This is a genomic window from Streptomyces sp. NPDC047079 (genome assembly GCF_040643755.1).
In the GTDB taxonomy this organism is placed as follows: domain Bacteria; phylum Actinomycetota; class Actinomycetes; order Streptomycetales; family Streptomycetaceae; genus Streptomyces.
On sequence record NZ_JBEYUZ010000019.1, the window covers coordinates 38,951 to 59,490 of the forward strand.

15 protein-coding genes and 1 pseudogene are annotated in these 20,540 nt (G+C 70.0%); 2 read left to right on the top strand and 14 right to left on the bottom strand.

Annotated elements, in window-relative coordinates; all coding sequences use genetic code 11:
• Positions 1–32 precede the first annotated feature (32 nt).
• The 6 genes from ABZ823_RS23165 to ABZ823_RS23190 form a co-directional block, all read right to left on the bottom strand.
• Positions 33–1,010 (bottom strand): aminotransferase class I/II-fold pyridoxal phosphate-dependent enzyme, encoded by a 978-nt coding sequence (locus ABZ823_RS23165; protein WP_361663481.1) that lies wholly within the window; start codon positions 1,008–1,010, stop codon positions 33–35.
• 64 nt (positions 1,011–1,074) lie between these two features.
• Positions 1,075–2,091 (bottom strand): ketoacyl-ACP synthase III family protein, encoded by a 1,017-nt coding sequence (locus ABZ823_RS23170; protein WP_361663484.1) that lies wholly within the window; start codon positions 2,089–2,091, stop codon positions 1,075–1,077.
• Positions 2,088–2,738, bottom strand: a complete 651-nt coding sequence (locus ABZ823_RS23175; RefSeq protein ID WP_361663487.1) for an SRPBCC family protein — start codon at positions 2,736–2,738, stop codon at positions 2,088–2,090. The genes ABZ823_RS23170 and ABZ823_RS23175 overlap by 4 nt, the downstream gene beginning before the upstream one ends.
• Entirely contained in the window at positions 2,713–4,569 is a 1,857-nt protein-coding gene (locus ABZ823_RS23180) for a thiamine pyrophosphate-binding protein (RefSeq protein ID WP_361663489.1), read from the bottom strand. The genes ABZ823_RS23175 and ABZ823_RS23180 overlap by 26 nt, the downstream gene beginning before the upstream one ends.
• Positions 4,566–5,582, bottom strand: coding sequence for a GlxA family transcriptional regulator (locus ABZ823_RS23185; RefSeq protein WP_361663492.1), 1,017 nt, complete (start codon positions 5,580–5,582; stop codon positions 4,566–4,568). Before ABZ823_RS23185 ends, ABZ823_RS23180 begins: the two co-directional genes overlap by 4 nt.
• 141 nt (positions 5,583–5,723) lie before the next feature.
• Positions 5,724–6,557 carry a PIG-L family deacetylase gene (locus tag ABZ823_RS23190; protein ID WP_361663495.1) on the bottom strand — a complete coding sequence of 278 codons (834 nt, stop codon included), beginning with the start codon at positions 6,555–6,557 and terminating at the stop codon, positions 5,724–5,726.
• A 267-nt stretch (positions 6,558–6,824) separates the two neighbouring features.
• Here ABZ823_RS23190 and ABZ823_RS23195 point away from each other — a divergent pair.
• Positions 6,825–7,020 (top strand): annotated as a pseudogene (locus ABZ823_RS23195) (helix-turn-helix domain-containing protein); the annotation flags it as partial.
• 20 nt (positions 7,021–7,040) lie between these two features.
• On the opposite strand, the gene ABZ823_RS23200 reads toward ABZ823_RS23195, so the two are convergent.
• The 4 genes from ABZ823_RS23200 to ABZ823_RS23215 form a co-directional block, all read right to left on the bottom strand.
• Positions 7,041–7,679, bottom strand: a complete 639-nt coding sequence (locus ABZ823_RS23200) for an RraA family protein (RefSeq protein WP_361663498.1) — start codon at positions 7,677–7,679, stop codon at positions 7,041–7,043.
• A 314-nt stretch (positions 7,680–7,993) separates the two neighbouring features.
• Positions 7,994–10,057, bottom strand: coding sequence for a PQQ-binding-like beta-propeller repeat protein (locus ABZ823_RS23205; RefSeq protein WP_361663501.1), 2,064 nt, complete (start codon positions 10,055–10,057; stop codon positions 7,994–7,996).
• Positions 10,058–10,504: 447 nt separating this feature from the next.
• Entirely contained in the window at positions 10,505–12,454 is a 1,950-nt protein-coding gene (locus ABZ823_RS23210) for an MFS transporter (protein WP_361663503.1), read from the bottom strand.
• 237 nt (positions 12,455–12,691) lie between these two features.
• Complete coding sequence (locus ABZ823_RS23215; RefSeq protein WP_361663506.1) at positions 12,692–13,288, bottom strand: DEAD/DEAH box helicase; 597 nt, start codon at positions 13,286–13,288, stop codon at positions 12,692–12,694.
• A 200-nt stretch (positions 13,289–13,488) separates the two neighbouring features.
• Between ABZ823_RS23215 and ABZ823_RS23220 the strand changes: the two genes are divergently transcribed.
• Positions 13,489–13,719, top strand: a complete 231-nt coding sequence (locus ABZ823_RS23220; RefSeq protein WP_361663509.1) for a hypothetical protein — start codon at positions 13,489–13,491, stop codon at positions 13,717–13,719.
• A gap of 106 nt (positions 13,720–13,825) precedes the next feature.
• Here ABZ823_RS23220 and ABZ823_RS23225 read toward each other — a convergent pair whose 3' ends face one another.
• The 4 genes from ABZ823_RS23225 to ABZ823_RS23240 form a co-directional block, all read right to left on the bottom strand.
• A complete protein-coding gene (locus tag ABZ823_RS23225) occupies positions 13,826–15,886 on the bottom strand; it encodes a hypothetical protein (RefSeq protein WP_361663512.1) in 2,061 nt (686 codons plus the stop codon).
• 441 nt (positions 15,887–16,327) lie between these two features.
• Positions 16,328–17,959: an RNase H family protein gene (locus tag ABZ823_RS23230; RefSeq protein ID WP_361663515.1), complete on the bottom strand. Its 1,632-nt coding sequence runs from the start codon at positions 17,957–17,959 to the stop codon at positions 16,328–16,330.
• Between the two features lie 174 nt (positions 17,960–18,133).
• Positions 18,134–18,685, bottom strand: coding sequence for a hypothetical protein (locus ABZ823_RS23235; RefSeq protein WP_361663518.1), 552 nt, complete (start codon positions 18,683–18,685; stop codon positions 18,134–18,136).
• 549 nt (positions 18,686–19,234) lie between these two features.
• On the bottom strand, positions 19,235–20,473 hold the full coding sequence (locus tag ABZ823_RS23240) for a DNA sulfur modification protein DndB (RefSeq protein ID WP_361663520.1): 1,239 nt from the start codon (positions 20,471–20,473) through the stop codon (positions 19,235–19,237).
• Positions 20,474–20,540: the final 67 nt, after the last annotated feature.

Here is a 20,540-nt window from a genome sequence, read left to right on the forward strand (position 1 = left end):
TTTGTCGCGATCGCCCGCAGCTTGGCCCGCGGCTACCGTGCCGAACGTGTAGTACGGGTAGCCACAGCCCCCCTCCCCACCGGCGCCACGGCGGACAGCACCGCGTCCCCGTCCTGCGGATGGCCGACCGTCAGCCGTATGCCCTCCCCGGGCCAGTGACGGACGTGGATCCGGGCGGTGTTGAGCGCGTGCGCCCTCTGGTCGGTGCCGGTATCGGGCCCGGAGGCGAGCCAGAGGAAGTTCGCCTGGCTGGGCAGGACGGGCAGCCCGTACCTCGCGAGCCGGCGGTGCAGGCGTTCCCGTTCGGAGATGACGGCGTCCACGCGTGCGGCGAGTTCCTCGCCGGCCTCCAACGTGGCCTCCACCGCGGCGGCGGCCACGGCGTTGATGCCGTAGGGCAGTTGCTGACCCCGTATGCGTGCCACCAGACGGGGATCGCCCAGGCCGTAGCCCGCCCGCAGCGCGGCCAGTCCGTAGGCCTTGGAGAAGGTCCGCAAGACCACGAGGTTCGGCCGGCCGGCGAGCAGGGGCAGACTGTCGGGGGCCTCGGGGTGGCGTACGAACTCGACATACGCCTCGTCCAGCAGCACGGTGACATGGTCCGGTACGCGGGCGAGGAACTCCGCGAGTTCGGGGGCGGTGACGAGGCTGCCCGTCGGGTTGTGCGGATTGCAGACCACCACCACGCTGGTGGTCGCGTCGATCGCCCCGGCCAGGGCGGCCAGGTTCTGCCGCCCGTCGGGCAGCAGTGGTACGGGAACCGGCTCGGCACCCGCCATTCGCGCGAGCATCGGATAGGCGTCGAACCCGGGCCAGGCGTACACCATGCGGTCGCCCGGCCGGATCACAGCCTGGAGGAGTTGCAGCGCCACGCCCACCGAGCCGCTGCCGACAGCGACGGCATCACCGTCCACACCGCACCAGCCGGCTATCCGCCGGGCGAGCTGGTCGGGGTGGAACGGCGGGTAACGGTGGGCCCGGTCGGCGGTGTTCCGGATCGCCTTCCGCACGGACGGCAGTGGGGGTACGGGCTCTCGTTGAGTCCCAGCAGGCGCGGGGACGGGGACACCGCGGTCACCATCCCTGCTCCCAGCGGATCGCGGCGGCGCCGGCGTAGTCCCCGGCGTGCGCGAATCCGGCCAGCACCACCAGGTCGCCCTCCCGGATCTGCTGGGAGCGGATCGCGTCGTCGAGTGTGACGGGCATCGCGGCGCCGAAGAGGTTGCCGCACCGGTCGAAGGTGTCGGGGTGGCGTTCGACGGGCAGGCCCAGCGCGTCACGCCAGTTGCGTAGGAAGGCACGGTTGGGCTGGTTGGTGATCAGGCAGTCGATGTCGGCGGTCTTCCTTCCCAGGCGACTGCACAGGTCTCGCACGACCTGCGGCACCAGGCGGTTGCCCCGCTCCAGCACGTTGGTGACTCCGGTCTCGGTGAACCCGATGTGGACCTGGGCTTCGCCGGCCTCCCAGTACTTGCGCCCGTCGTCGCGCACCATGGTCATGTCGCCGGCATGGGCGGCGATGTGCCGGCTCTCGATCCCGAGGACAGGGGCGTGTGCGGAGGTTGTCACATAGCCGACTCCGCAGCCGTCGCCCGGGATGGCGGCCTGGGACAGACCGCGCACCTGTGACTGGGTGAAGAGCTGGCCCGCGGCACTCTGTGCGTTGCAGATCAGGGCCGTACGGGCGTCGCCGTCGAGCAGGATCTGCCGAGCCAGGTCCAGCATGTGCACGAAGGAGGCACAGCCGGCGTTGGCCACGTCGATCAGCCACCGGGGCGCCAGGCCCAGTCGGCGCGCCACTTCGGTGCCGGCGCCCACAAAGGGCTGGTCCGGCAGTTGGCTGTGCACGAGCAGGACGTCGACGCGGCGGATCGCCGTGCGGCCGTGCCGTTCGATCAGCGGCTGGACGGCACGCTCGATCATGTCCGCGTTGGTCTCGTCGGGGGCCACGTGGTGGCGCGAGGGGGGGACTTTGAACATCGGGCTGTCGCGCAGCTTGTCCTCCGCCGCCGGGTGCTCGGTGAAGAAGGCGGCGGGGACGGGCTCGCCGGGGAGGTAGGTGGACACGTCGGTCAGGCTCACTGGCGTCATCCGGCCACCTGCTTGGCCGGGGAGCTGGTGACAGGCAGACCGTTGCGGTGCCGGTACTCCAGGATCGCCTTGAGATTGTGCATTTCGAGGGTGTGACCGGCATAGAACAAGTCCCAGTACTCACCCACCCATCGCCGGTCGGGATGCGGTGCCAGGTCCGGGTGGGGATTGCGCCCGTAGTACGGGTGGCGGCAATTGGTCCAGGTGATCACCGACCCGGAGCGGCCGAGGACGAGGGCGGCCGGAACCACCCTCATCAGGTAGACCATCCACAGCTCGTCGCCCTGGTCCCAGGCACAGTGGTAGTCGACGGTCATCGCGCCCGGGTGGGCCTCGGTCCGGCAGTAGATCCGGGTGCCTTTCTCCAGCAGGTCGTGGCCCACCCACAGCCCCGGTGTGCCCGCGGGCTCGAACCCGCGCAGGCTGCACGTCCACTCCTCCAGGTGGTGGCCGCGGCTGAGATAGTCGTACGTCGCCTCCGGCGGGCAATCGACGTACTCCTCGATGGTGCAGTACTCGCCGTAGACCTGCTGGTGCGGGTAGGTGTCCGAGGTCATCTCCCGGCAGCGGGCGGCCAGTTCCTCGGGGCTGGTGTTCTCCACCCGCACAAGGCCCGGGATGTCAGCCAACGTGGATCGGTCGGTCATGCCTGTGCTTCTCCTCATCGTGGATCGGTCGGTGTCCGGGCGCGAGGGAGGTGCCCGGACCGGCCGGGGAGGCGGTCAGGAAGGGCTGGAACGGTGGTATCTCGCGGTGGTCGACGTCCATGGCGACCAGGGCCGGCCCACCACAGTCGTTGCTGTGCAGCAACGCGGATCGCAGCTGTGCCGGGTTCTCGGCCGAGGTGACGCGCAGCCTGGGGAACATCGCGGACGCGCCGGCTGCTATGCGGGACGGGTGGAAGACGTTCTCGAGGCGGGCGCCGCCTTGGAAGAGTTCCTCGCGGGTGACGCACATTGCGTGAGCGTTGTTGTTCAGGACGACGAAGGTGACCGGCGCGTCGTACTCGATGGCGGTGTGCATCTCCATGCCGTGCATGAAGAACGCCCCGTCACCGGCCACCACGTACGTCCGCCGGCCCGTGGCCAACGCGGCGCCTATCCCGGCGCCGAAGGTGTAGCCCATGCCTCCCATGCCCACCGCCACGACGAAGCGGCCGTCGCGTGGAGCCGGCAGAGCGTGGATGGCGGCGGCCCCCACGTTGCCGGCGTCCACGAAGACATGGGCGTCCTGTGGCAGCGCCTCGGCGATCGCGCCGACGACTGAGGTGTGACCGGGGTTCGGACCGGAATCCGGGGGGAGGCGCAGGAGGGACGACGGGTGATGGGCCGGGCAGGCCGCAGGCCGCGGCGACAGACGGCGCTCAAGTGTCCGCAGAGTGCCGGCCACCGGCCCGAGCAGGGGGATTCCCGGAACGAAGGGCGGCTCCGGATCGACGCAGACCACGGGCATCTCCGCGAGCAGCGACCCCAGTCCTCCCCGCGCCAGGACGGGCAGGCGCGTGCCCACCAGCAGGCAGGCGTCGGCCTTGCGCAGGCAGTCCTCGACCTCGGGCTGGCCCATCACCCCTGCAACGCCCGCGAACCGGGGGCTGCGGTTGTCGTAGACGTCTTTGGCGTCCGGCGAGACGGCCACGCAGGCTCCCAGGTGCCGCACCAGGCCGGCCAGCTCCTCGCGCGCCCTCGTCCCGGCCGCGCCTTCGCCGGCGATCACCATGACGTGGGAGGCTTCCTCCAGCACGCCGACCGCCTCGGCCAGGCAGGCGAGATCCGGATGCGGGGCGGCGGGCGCGTGCGGCGCCCCTGCCGTCTGCGCTGCCTTTTCCCCTGGTCTCACCGCGAGGGGGGTGTACGCCGCCGTGTGCGCTCCCGGGGATCGCCCGGCCCTCGGGGATGCTCCGGGGTTCGCGGGTGCCGCGGCTCCCGTCACCGCGGGCACCTCGAGGTGTCCCTGCTGGGCGTCCTTGGGCAGGAGCAGCACGGCGGGGCCCCGGGGCTCGGTCTGTGCGACGGTGATCGCGTGGGCCAGCAGCCCGGGGATCGCGTCGGGTTCGGTCACTCGGGCGCAGAAGCGTGAGACGGGTGCGAAGACGTCCAGGGCGTCGAAGGAGCCCGCCTTGCCGCTGGAGTCCTGGAAGGCGCCCCGGCCCTCCTGAAAGGTGGGCGGCTGTCCCACCAGGGCCAGTACCGGGATGCGCGAGGCGTGGGCCTCCGCCAGTCCCGGAACCAGGTTCATCGCACCGCCCCCCGACGTGGCCGCGACGACGCCGAGGCGCGCGGTGGTCCGGGCATACCCGTCCGCCATGGTGACCGCGGAGAACTCGTGTTTGGCCACGACACCGCGCATGCGGCCCGGGGCACGGTGCACCGCTTCGTACAGGTCCTCGATGTTGGCTCCACCCACGCCGAACACGTACCGGACACCGATCCGCTCCAATTCGGCGGCGACGTAGTCCACGAGACGCATCCGGCGGGTCATGCCGACCTCCGTTCCGCCCATGCCGACTCGACGGTCAGCCCTGAGTGCGTCCGCAGCTGGAAGTGGTGCCGATACTGCGCGGGGGTGAGACCGACGACGGCGGCGAACGCGCGCAGGAAGGTCTCGATCGCGGTGAATCCACAGCGGCTCGCGATCTGGCGCACCGACAGATCGGTCGCCTCCAGGAGCTGACGGGCCCGGGCGATACGTAATCGCCGCACGTACTGGCCCGGTGTCATCCCCACCGTCTGCCCGAAGACACGGGCGAAGTGACGTGGACTCATGCTCGCGCGTTGGGCGAGTTCGGATACCGGCAGCGTGCGATGGAGGTTCTCCTGGATCCAGTCCTGAACGCCCCGGATCGGCTCCCGATCGGTCAGCTGAGTGTCGAGAACCATGCTGAACTGGGTCTGGGCACCGGGCCGTTTGAAGTACAGCACCAGGTACTTCGCCACCTCCAGGGCGCGCGCCGCCCCGAGGTCGTCGTCCACCAGGGCCAAAGCCATGTCGATACCGGTCGACACCCCCGCCGAGGTGATGTACGGGCCGTCCCGGATGTAGATCGGCTCGGGATCCACCGTCACCTCGGGGTAGCGACGCGCCATCTGTTCCCCGAAGGCCCAGTGCGTGGTGGCCCGTCGTCCGTCGAGGAGACCGGCCTCCGCCAGCAGGAATGCCCCGCCGCACACGGAGGCCACGCGTCGGGACCGTGCCGCGGCGCGCTTGATCCAGGTCACGAAGGACGTGTCTGTCAAAGCCTCTTTGACACCCGGCCCACCGGGCACGAGGAGGGTGTCGATCTCCCCCTCCGCAGCCTCCAGCGGGTCGGCCTGTACGACGAGGCCGGCAGAGGTGGCCACTGACGGCGCATCAGGGGAAACGCACTGCAGACCGTAGGCGCTCGCCCCCTCGGCCATCAGTCGGTTCACGGTGTCGAAGACCTCGAGCGGTCCGCTGACGTCCAGGGTCTGGGCACCGGGGTAGACCACGATCACAACACGTCGTTGTCTCATGGTGACAGCCTGTTCCCAGCGGAGGGCCGTCCACAATGACAGGCTGTTGACGATTCCTGCCACGCGCCGGGCGCACTGCGCTGACCGGGCGCAAGGCGTCAGGCGAATGCAGGGTGAAACACATCACGGGTCCGCCGCGGATCAGCGCAGTCCGGCGAAGAGGTCGTTCTCGGGTAGGGCCGCGTCGGTGGCGTCCTGGACACGTACGAAGGTCTCCACGCCCATCAACTCGCCGAACCTCTCCTTGCCCATTTTGAGGAAGAAGATGTTCTCGCCCTGACTGGCGTGCGCGGCCAGCGCGTCGAACTTCTGGCCGCTGAACGCGGTGGTGTCCACCCACGTGGTGATGTCCTCGTCGGGGAGGCCGATCTCGGCCATCGCGGCGGCCTCGGCAGGATCCGGTTCCGGCATGTCCTCATGGAACTCGCGCATGACCTCACCGAACCGCTGCATCATCGAGCGGGGCATCGTCGTCCAGTACACCTTCGGTGTCAGCGCGGTCATCTTCAGCGCCGCCATCGTGATGCGGTGGGCCTGGATGTGGTCGGGGTGGCCGTAGAAGCCGTTCTCGTCGTAGGTGACGACCACATCGGGTCGGTAGTGCCGCATGAGTACCGCGAGTCGGGCGGCGCCTTCCTCCACGGGGGTCTGCCAGAAGGATCCGGGGGCGTCGTTGCTCGGCCAGCCCGTCATCCCGGAGTCGGCATAGTCCAGCATTTCCAGGTCGCTGACCTTCAGGACGTCACAGCTCGCTTGGAGTTCTTGACGCCGTATCAAGGCAACGGCCGCCGGATCGTGCCCGGGGTCGCCCGGCTTGACACCTCCGGGTCCATCGCCGCAACCGCCGTCGGTACACGTCACGAGAACCGTACGGATGCCCTCCGCCGCGTACCGCGCGAGGACTCCTCCGGTTCCGGTGGCCTCGTCGTCGGGGTGGGCGTGCACTGCCATGAGCGTCAAGGGCCGGTCAGTCATGAAACAGTCCTCCTGCAGAAATGCGTCTCGGTCCGAGTGCGCGGCGGGCTACCGCGACCCCGAGGGCCGGATCCTGTCGGGGCGACGACCTTGTGGTCTCCATGTTCCCCCCGACCGTGCGGCGCCGGTCTCTCGGTCGATGCAACAGTGCCGGCCCGACCGGCTGTTCCCGGCTGTTGGCGACGGCTGAAAAGTGGACCAGTAGCGACGCTTGAAAGTTGACCTCCTTCGGAGGGTCCGGCTCGTTGAGCCAGGCCGGCAGAAAGGGTGATCGGCGTGGAGGACTGGGCGGAGATCCGCCGGTTGCACGGGACCGAGCAGATGTCGATCCGGGCGACTGCGAGGAAGTTGGGGATCTCGCGGAACACCGTCCGCAGGGCGATCGGGGACGGCGCGCCGCCGAAGTACCAGCGGGCGTCGAAGGGCTCGATCGTGGACCGCGGTCGAGCCGCGGATGCGCGAACCGCGACGCCGCCCGCCGCGTCAGTCCTCGAACCCCCGGTCGCGCAGGATCTTGTCGATACGGGTGCGGTGGGTCTCCTCCCACATGTCGAGGGTCTCGCCGGCCTCCTTGTCCAGTTTGGCCCGGGCGGCGGTCAGCACCTCATCCTCGCGGGCTGCCGGGACGACCACGACGCCTTCCTCGTCGGCCACCACGATGTCGCCGGCGCTCACCCTCACCCCGCCGCAGCGCACCTCGACGTTGAGCGGCTCGACGACCTTCTTGGCGCCGGGGATGGGGATCACGCCCCGGGCGAAGACGGGGAAGCCCATGTCACGGACCTCGGCGAGGTCTCGGATCAGCCCGTCCGCGACGAAGGCCACGACGCCCCGGCGCTGAGCGACAGCGCACACGTTTCCGCCTGCCAGCGCGTAGTTCAGGTCGCCCGACTCGACGACGATGACCGAGCCCGGCTCGGCCCGGTGGATGGCGGCGTGCAGCATGAGGTTGTCGCCGGGAGCGCACCGCACGGTGAACGCGGGTCCGGCGACGCGGAGCACCGGCTGCCACAGCGGACGGATGCCGATGTCCATGACCCGCTCGCGGCCCACGACATCGGCGAGGGTGGTGGTCGGAATGTCGGCGAACCCGACGACGGCGGCTTTCGTGGCGTCTGCCATGTCTCTCCTGTTCATCGTTGCTGCGGCCGCGGACCTGCGGCCGCGTCCTTCTCCGGGCTGTAGAAACAGGAAGCACCCACCACCTTTGCCCAGGCCGTCGTCGACGCCGACCACCTCTGCGGGCTGTGCCCCCTGGAGCAGGCGCCGCCCGGTGGCGCCTGCTCCCGACGTCGGCGCGACCAGGTCCCCCGCCAGCAGATAGCCGAAGCCTGCGCAGTCACGGGGAAGATGAAGGCACCACTTACGGGTCGTCCGATTGCGGTGCAGGAGGAGCCGACGCCATGAACCGTAGGGGCGCCTGGACTCGGTGCCACTCACCGGGCCTTTGCTTGGAAGGAGCGGAGCCGTAGACCGGGCGCCTCGGCGATGATGATGTCGCCCAGTGTGATGGTGCGAGGTAGGTCGCTGAAGAACTCTCCGCTGAACGACGGGGGAGCCTGCTGCCACAGGTTGCCGCCGGTGTGCCGGTCCAGCGCGATCACGGTGCCGTCTTCGGCGGTGAAGTGGACCCGGTCGCCGTCCACGGCAGGCCCAGACAGCTCCGTGTGCAGCGTGGTGGCGGACCACAGGCGGCGCCCCGAGGGAACGTTGTACGCGCTGACCACACCGGCGCGGCACGTGTAGAGAACGTCGCCCACTACGCCCAGGAAACTCTCGGGGACGCCCAGTTCCACGGTCCTGATGGTCCCGGTCTTGCGGTTGATCCGCATCAGCCGGGTCATGCTCCCCCTGTCGGGCGCGGCAAGGTACAGGAAGTCCTCGGACACCCTGAGGAGATCCGCGTCGCGGGGCAGGTCGCGCTGCCACAGCAGAGTGCCGCTACCTTGCGTGACCTCTCCGACCATCGTGGCGCGACCGTTCGCAGCCCGCTTCACCGTGTAGATGCGGTCCGGTTCGGAGCTGTCGAGGGAGATGAACGGCTTCCACCCCGTGTCGCCACTCCACATGCGCTCCAGGGTCGTCGGCTCCCAGGCAGTGATCCCACCGCCGTACTCGCACACCAAGGTTTCGGAGGAGAAGCGGCACGCATCAGCGCCAGGGATGTCGCGGCGGCCCCGTAGCCGGCCGCTTTCCGCGTCGAATCTCCACAGCCGGTACGAGGGGCTGGAGCCGTCGCCGACGTCCGCGACGACGAGGACTTCGCCCCCACTCGTCACGGCCATCTGCGGCGGGCTGCCTTTCCCGGGACCAGGCTGTTGCCAGACCACCTTGCCGGTACGGGGATCCACGCGGACGGCAAGTGCGTCAAGGTTGGTACACCACAGCGCTGCGCGCTCGTATTGGCAGTCGGCGCTCGAATCCGGGGAGGATTCCTTTTTCGTCAGCTGCGTCGTCCAGGGCTTCCAGCCGGGCAGCAGAATCGGTGCCGCCGACGAGGCGGGTTTCGGGCTGGCCGCAGCGGAGACTCGGCCGCCATCGCCGCGATAGCCCGCAGGTCCACGCCACAACAGCGCAACGCCAACCACCACGGCCGCGCAGGCCATCGCCGTCAACCCGAGGCCGCCATGGCGCAGCTGCCCAAGACGGGTCCGCGTGAGCGCGGCGCCGCGGACCCGAGTCTGGTCGGCCCGGCGTTCCCGCCCGGTCGACAGGAGTGTCAACAGGGCCTCTGCGTCGGGCCGTTCGGCCGCAGCCTTGCGCAGACAGGGCTCCACCACCGGGCGCAGGGAGTCCGGCAAGCCGGTGAGATCCGGCTCCTCGTAGACGGCTTTCCAGGCGATCCCAAAAGGCGTGTCGGCGTCGAACGGGCCGTGCCCTGTTGCCGCGTATACCAGGACCGCGCCCAGGGCGAAGACGTCGACGGGCGGGCCGACGTCCTGCGGACTTTGGAACTGCTCCGGCGCCATGAACAGTGGCGTCCCCATGAACTGTCCGCTCTGGGTCAACGCAGTCGAGTCCACGACACGGGAAATGCCGAAGTCGATGACGCGCGGCCCGTCGTCGGCCAGCAGGATGTTGCCCGGTTTGAAGTCCCGGTGCACCAGCCCGGCGCGATGGATGTCGCGCAGGGCCTCGCACAGACCGGAAGCCAGCCGCCACACCGTATCCGCGGAGAGCGGGCCCTTCCCCTCCACCACGGCTGCCAGAGATGGCCCATCGACGTACTGAGTGGCCATCCACGGGACAGGGCCGGTCGTGTCGGCGTCCACGACCGCAGCTGTGAACGCACCGCTGACCTGTCGGGCCGCCTGGACCTCGCGGGCGAACCGATCGCGGAAGCCCGGCTTCGCCGCCAGTTCCTCGCGAATCACCTTCACTGCGACCACTCGCCCCGACGGCGAGTGCGCGAGATACACCTCGCCCATCCCGCCCGCGCCCAGCAGCTCAGCTACCTGGTAGTGCCCCAGGCCTCCGAGACGTCCATCCCCCGCGGTCATCCCCGCCCCCCTGCGACATCGACTCGCACGATCGGTCGGTAACCCTAGCGGGACATGACACCCTCCTGATCCACGGCTCCGGCGTTGTTCCGTTGTGTCCGACTCCGTAGTAGTCACGCCGAGCAGGCCCTGTTCGCCCGTGTAGTAGTCACGCCGAGCAGGCCCTGTTCGCCCGTGTAGTAGTCACGCCGAGCAGGCCCTGTTCGCCCGTGCCGAGCGTGCGGATGCCGGCGTAGGCGTTGGCCGGCCGCAAGTCCTGCGAGAGGCCCCTGGCCCCGTGCGCCTGGATCGCCTTGTCGAGAAACTCCCGAGCGGGTGAGCCCGGGTGGGCTCGGGTGGAATCGGACAGTGGGGCCGGCGCGGCCGCTGCCGGCACGTCACCGCTGGGCAAAAGGGATCGAGACGCGGTCCGGGCCGGTGCGCGATGGCCCCGGCCCGGGGGCTGAACTAGGCCCGCACGTCTGCCAGGGCGGCCAGCTCGCGCTGGACCATCTCCTCGTGCGCCCGCTCGTCCTCGCGGGCCCTGCGGGGGCTCCACCGGCCGGCCATCAGGAAGACGAACGGCAGGAAGAGGATTTGTCCGGCGACGCACACCCACCACCAGGTCTGCCACTGGTGGGGGTTGTCCGCGGCTGCCTTCTGGACCGCGGCACCGTGTGCCTCGAGGTAGGCCAGGTCGGCCTTCGGAACGGCCGTGTCGGCCGACTTCAGCACCGTCCCGAACTTGTCGACCAGTTGCAGGTCGGACCGGACCGCCGGGTCGGCCAGGCTCTGCAGCAGCGCGGTCGCCTGCTGCTGGGTGACGTGCAGCTTCTCCGTGATCGCGCCCACCGCCGTGGCACCGGCTGCTGGGTCGGCCGGGGCGGTCCGCAGTGTCGCCAGCGTCGCTGGGGGCACCGCCTTGACGGCCGCCAGTTGGGGCGCCCGGTTGACCACGGCGGCCGAGACCGCCCGGGCCTGCGCGGGTGTCGCGCCCTGCTGGGTGGCCACTTCACCCAGGGCCTTGGACAGGGCCGGGACGTCGCCGGGGTTGGCGGAGAGTGCCTTCGCGGTCGCCGGGTCGAGGGACTGCAGCACGCCCAGCGGCTCTTTGTACTTCGTCGCCAGTTCCTGCACCCGGGCGCCGTGGTCGACCAGGGTCGAGGTCGCCGGCACGACCAGGGGCAGGATCGCCAGGGAGCCGGTCACCACCAGCCGAAGGGTCCAGCCCCAGATGGCCAGGCCGGTCGCCGTGGCGGCCGGGTTGTGCCGCTCCACGGTCTCGGTGAAGCTCGCCATCCACGCGACGTAGGCCATGCCGCCGCCTGCTGAACCGAGCATGAAGTACACCGCGAGGGTGTAGTAGTCCTGGTGGTGCGTGGCCGAGAGCGCGAACAGGACCGTGCCGACCAGATTGATCAACGCGCCTAGGATCATGAACGGCTTGCGCACACGGAACCGGTCGGACAGCACGCCGACCACGACCAGCGTGCAGGCGTTGGTGATCCAATACCAGTTGGCCAGCGAGTTCGCCCGAGCCGGCGAGTAGCCGTAGACGGTCGCGAAGTACACGACCGCGAAGCCGACGAGGACGTAGTACAGGAGCAGGTAGACGCTGATCGCGAAGGCCGAGCCGATGACGTCGATGCGCAGCATTTGCCGCCAGTGGCCCTTGAGCGCCTGCTCAGGGTCGATGCCCGCGGCCCGCGCCTCGATCAGCGCGCGGTCACGCATGCTGACCATGAGCTGGTCACGGAGGGCCGGGGAGAGCTCCCGCAGGCCGAACAGCGCCACCAGCCAGACGATCGCGCCGATGACGCCGCACAGGTAGAACTGGAACCGCCAGTCAGGGTGGCTGGACAGGGTGTGGCTGGACACCTCGGTCACCACGAGGCTTCCCAGCACCGGGCCGAGGGTCCAGAAACCCATCGCGGTCCCGCGGCCCACCTGCGGCGAGAAGTCACGGATCAGCGCCGGCGTGGCCACCAGGACAATGCCCTCGACGAAGCTGAGCACCGCGAAGAGCACCAGGTACACCGTGCCGCTCGACGCGTTCGGAAGGGCCAGCCCGGTGATCAGCGCCGTGATCAGCAGTCCGGTGACGACGAGGTTGGCGCGTCCCCAGCGGTCGGCCATGCCGGCGAACAGCGACGCGAACGCGCCGACGAGGTTGCCGACGACCGAGACGAAGACGAAGGAGGTGAACGACAGGTGCAGGTCCGCCATGATCTGCGTCGCCACCGCGCCCTGGATGTAGAGCTGGTAGTACAGCTCCACCGTCGCGAGCACGGTAATGGCCAGGTAGCGGTACCGCGGAACGTTGGCGGGGTAGCGGGGGAGCCGGCGATCCCAGAGCCGACGGGCAACGTCGAGGGGAGCGGCGGCAGTTTCCTGCGGGGGGAATGTCCTCGTAGTCATGAGGTGATCCCTTCTCTGGCGCGGGGCAGCGCGGGGAGGAGACAGGGTGGGGACGGAACAGGGGTCGGCGCCGCGATTGCCGGGAACGTACTGACCGGACGGTATGGACGTCAACGGGTCGTGCAGCGGCAGTTTTCCCCTGCGTATGACATGTGGTGGCCAGCCGTGATCGGGCGGGGAGATCACGGCTGGCCCTCGGGCCGCTACACCTCGGTCATGGTCGACGGCTCGCACCCTCTAGTAGTTGGTGACCATGATGTCCGGCGGCGCGGCCTGCATGTCCCAGCGGGCGTGCATCTCCGCTCCGCCGAGGCGCGGGATGAAGGGCCGCAGCTCCTCGTCGAGCTTCTCGTCGGCCTTGCGCTGCCGTTCCTGGACCTCTCGCAGGTACTGCCGGAGACGGAAGTTCGCCGGCTCGGAATCACGGCTGCCGGAGACGGGGGTGGCTCCGGTGTAGCGGCCGAAGTAGAAGCGGTGTCCGTTGCGCTTCCGGTCCAGCCATGCGTGGGCCTCGCGACTGTCCAGCGACTTCCGTAGCCGGACCAGCTGGTCGTCGGCGAGGGCGTTGGTGGGATAGAGAATCAGCACACGCATCGCGGCGGGGTGCCCGTGCTCGCTTTGCCGGCTGGGCACGTGGTCGCCGTCTCCCTGCCACCATTCCCGCTGCACCGCACCGGTGCCCTGCCAGTGGGCGGACTCGGTGACCAAGTCGGCGAGGACGGGCAGCAGGAATGACTCCGTCTTGCCGGAACCGGTGCCTGCGGTGACCACGAAGTCCTTGGCTTTGCAGGCGGCGACCAGGGCGTCGTGCTGATGCCGGTAGAGGCTGGTCACGCCGTCGGGGAGCGTGAACCGGTGCGAACTCGGGGCCTGGCGCCGCCTGCGGAAGCAGCTCCATCAACTGCAGAACGGCGCAGGGCACGTGACGGGCTCCGAGGAACTCCGCGGCTTCCTGCAGGGTCCGCGGGTCCTCGTACTGGAACAGGAGGGTGTCGGGCAGCGGCGCCTCACCGGCCTCCGGCCGGTGAGGGACGGTGATCAGCTCCATCCACTCCTGTGCCGCCTCCTCGATGCGCGTGCTGATCTGCGCGGTGCGCGCGCCGGTCAGCAACGCGAGTCCGTCGGCGTGGGGCAGCCGGGTGAGCACCGGCGGGGCCACCGACCAGCGGTCGGCGCGCAGGTCCACGTCGATGAAGCCGAGGGCGGCGGCCTTGCGCGTCCATTCCCAGTCGGCGTACTCCTTCAGCTCCAGGCCCCATGCCTGAGCCTGGCTGCGGACGCCGTCGCGCAGTGCGGACGCCTTGCCGCTGCGGCTCTCGCTCAGCCAGCGCAGGAGGATCCCACCGAACTCGTTGCTGCTCATCGGTCCCGTCATCGGTCCAGCTCCTTCGCTGCCTGCACGTACGCGGCCCACGAGGGCTCGACGGACGCCTGCTGGGCGTTGAGGACCGCGCGGGCCCATGGGCGCGGATTGCCGGCGCTCTTCGGCTTCGGTGTTCCGGGGTTCACCGGGCGGCCCTTCCAGCGTCCGCTCCGGCGCTCCAGGAGCCAGCCGCCGATGCCTTGGAACTCGGCCTCGAAGCGGAGCGGGGTGGGGGTGTCGGGGAGACGCTCCGTCCACCAGTCCGGTTGCTCCGGGACCTCCAGCGTCCACAGCCGTCCGTCGGCCGCCGCGAACAGCACCTCGTCCGCGTCCCTCCGGCACAGCTCCATGACGGCTGCCGCGTCCCGGGCCGTGGCGCCCGCGCAGTGGGCGCCGGTGATGCCGGTCGGCAGGGTCTGCTCGACGAGGAGGGAGGGTGACTCCGACGCCTTGCCGTCCACGACGGTGAAGCCGCAGACCTTGGTCATCTTCGGCTCGACGACGGCCTGGTCCGCGGTGGCGAAGTCGATCTCCACGCCTGCATAGCTCACCGTGTGGCGGCCCTGCTCCAGCCGGAGCACGGCCAGGGGGACGGGGCGGCCCGCGGCGACGGCCTTCCTGAGCTCGGGCCGCTCCTTTCCGTCGACCAGGAGGGCACCCGTGCCCTCCGTGGCGTCCGGGAGGACCAGCTGGGGCTCGCCTCCCCGCAGGTACAAACGGGAATCGAGCGAGGGCGCGAGCTTCAGCCCGCCCTCAAGGCGGAGCTTGAACTGGGCCGGAGGCTGAAGGAGGCCGACCGCGCCCTGGACCTCCTTCAGCGCCCGGCGCAGGGTGACCGCGTCGTCGAAGGTGACGGGCTTGTGCATGGACCAGCCCTGCGGCACCCAGGCCAGCTTGCTGGTGTCGGCGCTCCGGCCCGTGGTCGCGGCCTTGTCCAGCAGCCGCTGCACGTCCCGCTGCGCGGTGGGGGCGGCGAGCACCACGTGTGCCTCTCCTGGGCGCAAGCTGTCGGTGCCGGCCCAGACGCCGAGCACGTCGTCACGTGCGAGCACCAAGACGGAGCAGGAGGGCCGGCTGAGCACCAGGTTGTCCCCGTCGCGGCGGATGCCCCTGGCGAGGGTTTCCGCGCTCGGGGCGGGCAGGCCCGTCACCTCGTAGTAGGCGGTGTCTCCGAGCTGTTCGAGGACGAGGCCGCCCTTGAGCTCGATGCGCTCCTTCTGCTCCGCGGACCGCAGGCGCGCCACCCAGCTGAGCCGCCCCGCGTCCAGCCGCACCAGGAGCTCAGCCCGGGTGACACCGGTGGGCAGCAGCTCGTCCGAACCGTCCCAGGAAGCGGCGTAGTTGCCGAGCAACTTGGCGACGAAGGGGCGGAACTCATCCTCCTGCAGAGCGTTGCGGAAGCCCTTGGAGAAGTGCTGCTCCATGCCCCGGATCTCAATCTGGGCCAGCAGCGTCTCCCCCGGCAGCGGCCAGGTCGTACCGTGCTCCCGCAACAACCGGAAGACCTTCGGCATGAAGGACCGGTCCGCGCCGCTGAGGAGCGCCTGGGACTGGGCGAACCCGATCATGCTGCGGTTGGAGGGCAGGTCGGCGGGGGCGGGAATGGTGCAGAGGCCCCGCGCACCCTTCCGGCTGTGCTGCCAGGAGGCCAGCACCTGCCACATGCGGGAGATGGGCTCGTAGTGGTGGCTGCCCAGTTGCTTCTCGTCGCCGGTCAGCAGCTCGGAGAAGCGGGCATGGTAGGCGGTGGCCCGGTGGTTCCGGTCGTTCACCATCCGGGACGCGGCCATCACCGAGCAGGCCAGCAGCGGCAGGAAGGCCGGCACGGCGTCCTTGTCCTGCTGCCGCACGCGCCATCGGTAGTCCTCCAACGCGCTGTACGGTTCCGCGGTCCCCAGCCGCAGGAACCTGCCCACGCACCGGGTGAGGGGCTCCTCCATGCCGTATCCGTGCCTGAGCTCCTGCTCCACGTCGTCGTCCACGTAGAACAGCGTCGGGTGGCCGGCATGCTGCCGTCCGAAGAACTCCTCGGCCAGCACTTCCTGCCACGCCTGATAAGAATGATCCACTCTGTCCCCAAAAGAGAGGTTTCGATGCCCCGTTCGTGATACCCCCAGGACATGGAACGGTCTTGCGCGTCACCCGAGCCGCCGCGGACAACGGGCCGCTGCCGAACGCCCCCTGGCGCGCCGGCCCCTCGGCCTGGCAGTCCTCGACCGTCACCGCCCAGCGTGACTTAACGCCGCGCGACAAGCGAAGGCGTATCCCCTCATTCCCCACCAAGTTTTCACAAGCGGCCCATCGCGGCACCTGCACAGTGCGCCGGAAGACAGACATCAACTGCAGGGTCCCTGCAACCAAAGGCTACCTGTGAAGGTGATGTGTGCGAGCCGGGGGGATTTACCAACTGCTCTGGTGTCGGGGCGGCGCGACCGGGAAGGCAAGGCGAACCACTGTGACAATTGGGGCTGCCTCGCGTCACCTGCGGGTGTCCGCATCGGGCCATGGGCTCAGGCAGCGACCGAGAGGGGGCCGGCCCCGGAGCCGAGCGAGCGCAGGATCCGCGCCTCCTCCTTCCGGGCGGCGGAGGGAGGGATTCGGCCCTTGGCGTGGCGGAGGGCGAGGCGTGCTAAGGCGTCGGCGGTTTCGTTCAGGTCGTGTCCGATGTGGCCTTTCAGCCAGCGGACCTGGACGCGGTGGCGGTGGCGCAACAGGCGGTCCATCAACTGCCGGCTCTCCGGGAAGAGGAGGATGCGGTGGGCGGCTGCCGGGTCGGTGGAGCGCAGGGCCGTGTTGACTGCCTCGACTGCCTGGGCGCTGTCGCACAGGAGGACTACGGGTGCGTCCTCGTGGTGCTCAAGGAGGCTTAGGGCGGCCGCGCAGATACCGATGACTTCGGCTTCGCCGCTGCTCGATGCGAGGGAGTCGCCGTATCCGGTTGTCCCGTCTTCGGCAGCCCAGCCGTAGCCGCACAGTGCGGACTCGTCACCGATGGCGGCATCGGCGACGGCTACGACGGCGGTGTCGGGAAGGTCGGCGAGCACGGCGTAGCGGTCCCCATCGGCCGGAGGCGTTGCCGTCGGATGTTCGCCGTCGCCGTCCTCGCCCGCATCGGCAGGACGGGCGTCGGCAAGGAGGGCGGCGAGAGTGCGGTGACAGTGCGGGCAGCCGTCGGCCTGTTCGGGGCAGTGCGCCTGGTGCCTCACGGTCAGCTCACGCACGCTGTGCCACAACTCGGGCTGGGCGCCGGCGAAGCGTGCCAGAGCCGCGGCGCGACAATGCGCGATGAGCTCCGCGAAAGGCCCCGTGGTCACGCAGGCCTGCATCCGGTCGTGCAGTTCCGTGACCCGGATCAGGGCTTCGCGTGAGCGGGCAGCGAGAACCGCGGTGTCCTGGTAGGCGTCGTCCAGAGCGTCAAGTCGGGCGCGCCGTACGGAGAGAGAGCAGGCGAGTAGGTCCCGTTCAGCCTGGCCGATCGCGTAGCGGCCCCAGGCCAGCGCGACACGGGCATGGCGGCTCCACCGTTCGACCAGCGAGTCGTGCGGGAGGTACGGGTTCTCTTCCTCCCGGGCATCGCGCAGAAGGGCCTGAACGAAGGCGTCGTCGTCGCAGTCCCGCAGTTCGCGCACCGGTGCCGGCAGTTCGTCGCCTGCCGTTGTCCGGTCGCAGGCCCACCGGACAAGGTCGCTCTCCGGCGCCTGCGGTGTGCCGTCCGGCAGCCCCCTGTCGCGGAGTTCCTGCCGCAGGGCCTCGGCGAAGGCCGCCGGGAACGCCATGCGCGCCACCCTCAGCTCCAGCATGTCCACCGGCCGGGCGCGGCCGGCGAGGCGGGGGGCACGCTGCTCCTTGTACACGGCCTCCGCCTGCGACCGGGCGCGTCGCACCTTGCGCGCGTGGGCTCGCAGCCGTCGCAGCCGCTCGGGAGTCTGAGCCGAGAGTTCCGCACGCCGGACGGCCCCGCGCGCGAGGACCTCGGCGTGGGCGAGAGAGATGGTGATGGGACCGGCGAGCGAAGCGTGTTCCAAGGCCGCGGCGACCTCCGGAGCGCAGATCCCGTTCATTCGCGCGAGAACGGCCTCCTGCAAGGCGGTGAAGTCGTCGCCGAAGCGACGGATCAGCTGTGTGTGCTCGGTGATCGTCACAATGGCCTTCCGGGTCGCGGTTGGTGGTGAGCGGGGCCGCACCTGGTGCGCGCGGGCGTGGGTGCGGCGGGCCCGTGGGCGCGGCATCGATGTGCACCGAGGACGGCGGAGGCGTGAGCCGCCGCCGTGCGGAGACGACGAGGGCACCCAGCGGGGTCCCGTCCGCGGTGTTGGCTACTGCACCTGGCCGGTGAAGATGGCCGTGCGGTACGAGCCGGAGTCGGAGGTGTCGGTCGGCGTGATCTCGATCTGAGCGTTCCTGGCCGCCTTGGGGAACGCACACGCCGCCTTCCAGGTCTGCGACTTGCCCGGCAGCAGGTGCGTGTCCGGCGTGCCCTTGAAGCCGGCGTCCGTGTCGAAGATCTCGTCGGCTCCGTCCGGGCAGGACAAGCTGACCATGCTCAGGTCGATCGAGGACTTCGAGCCGTTCTGCATGGTGACGGAGAAGGCCAGATAGGCCTTGCCGGACGGGCTGGCGTACTCGCCGGAGGTGCCCCGGCTGAAGCCGCTCAGGTGCGCCTTGACGCCGTTGTTCCACGTGGCGGTCTTGTCCAGGGCGACGGTGAAGGTGTCACTGCCGGAGTCGTCCTGGGTGTCCTGCGCGTCCCCGGCGCTCCGGGTGTCCTGCGAGGCGCTGACGGTGTCCGTCGTCGGCGCGGTGTCGGTCTGTGTGCCGCCGATGGTGGAGCAGGCGCACAGGCAGCAGCCCACGGCTGTCGCGGCCACGGCGAGGACGGTCCTGCGCGGACGGGTCAGGGGTGCAGCTATCAGCGCGAGGAGCTTTGAGGCACCGTGGGTGAGCCGCGCTCCGCGCCACGACGGCTTCCTCCCGGCCGACGGCTGCGCGGAGGCGGGGGACGTCCGCGGTGCCATCCCGGGCGCGCCTGAAGCCGGGGCCTGATCGGCCGCTGTCCGGTGCTGGGGACTGCCCTTGGATGTGGAGGGGACGGCGTACGGGAACGAAGAGGATGGAGAGGACGGCGAGCCGGAGATGTTCGGGTAGCTCATGAGGCCATTCCTTGTATGGATGTGGGTGGAAGGGGACGACGGCTGGCGGGAGGGGAGGGCGCGCATGCTGACGGAAGCGGGACCGCCCCGCCGCGCCCGGCTCCGGACCGGCCGGACCAAGCCGGCCCCAGGGCGGCATCGCAGCCTGGACGCCACGGATACGTGAGTGCGGGAGCCTTGGGCCGTGCCCCCAAGTGGGACCTCGTCCGGAGAGGGGCGTTCGGCTGAGAGGGTCTCGGCGTCAAAGAACCAGCGCCGCATGCCTCTTCAGCTCTGCATCCGCATCCCCCGGATCTTCCGGCCCAACTCGCTGTTCGGGTCGAGGAGCGCGCCCGCGACGCGGCCGGCGGAGTCCTTCACACCGCCACTGAAGTTGAGCCGGCCGGTGGCGCCGACGGTGGCGCATACGCCGTCCCAGTAGGAGGGTTCGCGCTCCCAGCGGACGTTGGCGAGCAGGTGCTCGACCGTCTCGTAGCTCATGGCGTCGCCGGGGTCGCACCAGGGGGTGGCACGGTGCAGCAGGACGCCGAGCCCTGCCATCACGGCCGGGGCCGTGATGGCGCTGCGCCGGGCGAAGTCCGGGAAGCGGCCCCCGATCAGCCGAGACACGAGACGTACGACGACCGTCTCCGCCTCGTCGGCGTCGGTGTTGGGCGGCAGGTCGCCCTCGTGGACGTTGGCGGCCGAGTACTGCACACCCTTGCTGCCGAAGACGGTGGTGACGATCAGCGTCCGCAGCGCGGACAGCGTCACGACCTCCTTGTCGGTCCTGGTGAGCTGCCGCTTGCCGGCGTTGACCAGCTTGCCGAACGGCATCCGCTGCCCGTTCGACTCGACCTCGAGCTTCTCGCCGACGATGTAGGCGAGGCGGGTGGCGAGGTCGCGCTGGTCCATGGACATGGCCAGGTTCTTGGCGACGTCGATGCCCTTGACGTTGCGGTCGTAGAAGATCTGCCGCGCGTCTGCCGCGGAGATCCCCAGGTAGAGCTCGAAGGGGATACGGACTCGCCGGCTGAGCTCGGTGTAGGTGAGGCCGAAGGATTCCGGGTCCTGGTAGATGTCGTGCCAGGCGGTGGTCTGGGTCTCGCCGTCGATGGCGATCACCATGGCGTCCGGGGCGACGGTCAACGTCCGCAGGCCCGAGTCGGGGACCAACTCGTCGCTCATCGCGGCGATCTCGTCCGCGTGCCAGAGCGTGATCGGGGGCGTGGACCAGGCGGAGCCGTGCTTGCCGAGGATGCCGGCGGCGATGTACTCGGCGTAGTCCGGGATGTTCTTGCCCTTCTGGGACTTCAGCGTCCGCTGCACGGTCGCGCGCAGCTCGGCGTGACGCCGGTCGTGCCCTGACGCGGCCTTTGCGGCGCGCGGGTCCTCCTCCTGACGCGGTGACGGCACGAGACGTACCAGCGTCGCGAGGGACATGGTGCCGATGACCGCGTCCTCGCGGAACGGCATGACGGTGAGCGGGATTCCTTCCGGGGTGCCGCTCGGCATGGTCAGGCGCATGGGTTACCCCCTGGGTGGTGGTCGATCGGCCGTCGCCTGGCCTCGAGGCGCCGCACGTCCCCCGGCA

Excerpts from the sequence above, each read along its gene's own strand:
- ABZ823_RS23205 (WP_361663501.1), bottom strand. The coding sequence starts at position 10,057 with ATGACCGCGGGGGATGGACGTCTCGGAGGCCTGGGGCACTACCAGGTA.
- ABZ823_RS23180 (WP_361663489.1), bottom strand. The coding sequence starts at position 4,569 with ATGACCCGCCGGATGCGTCTCGTGGACTACGTCGCCGCCGAATTGGAG.
- ABZ823_RS23210 (WP_361663503.1), bottom strand. The coding sequence starts at position 12,454 with ATGACTACGAGGACATTCCCCCCGCAGGAAACTGCCGCCGCTCCCCTC.
- ABZ823_RS23240 (WP_361663520.1), bottom strand. The coding sequence starts at position 20,473 with ATGCGCCTGACCATGCCGAGCGGCACCCCGGAAGGAATCCCGCTCACC.
- ABZ823_RS23200 (WP_361663498.1), bottom strand. The coding sequence starts at position 7,679 with ATGGCAGACGCCACGAAAGCCGCCGTCGTCGGGTTCGCCGACATTCCG.
- ABZ823_RS23190 (WP_361663495.1), bottom strand. The coding sequence starts at position 6,557 with ATGACTGACCGGCCCTTGACGCTCATGGCAGTGCACGCCCACCCCGAC.
- ABZ823_RS23175 (WP_361663487.1), bottom strand. The coding sequence starts at position 2,738 with ATGACCGACCGATCCACGTTGGCTGACATCCCGGGCCTTGTGCGGGTG.
- ABZ823_RS23185 (WP_361663492.1), bottom strand. The coding sequence starts at position 5,582 with ATGAGACAACGACGTGTTGTGATCGTGGTCTACCCCGGTGCCCAGACC.
- ABZ823_RS23170 (WP_361663484.1), bottom strand. The coding sequence starts at position 2,091 with ATGACGCCAGTGAGCCTGACCGACGTGTCCACCTACCTCCCCGGCGAG.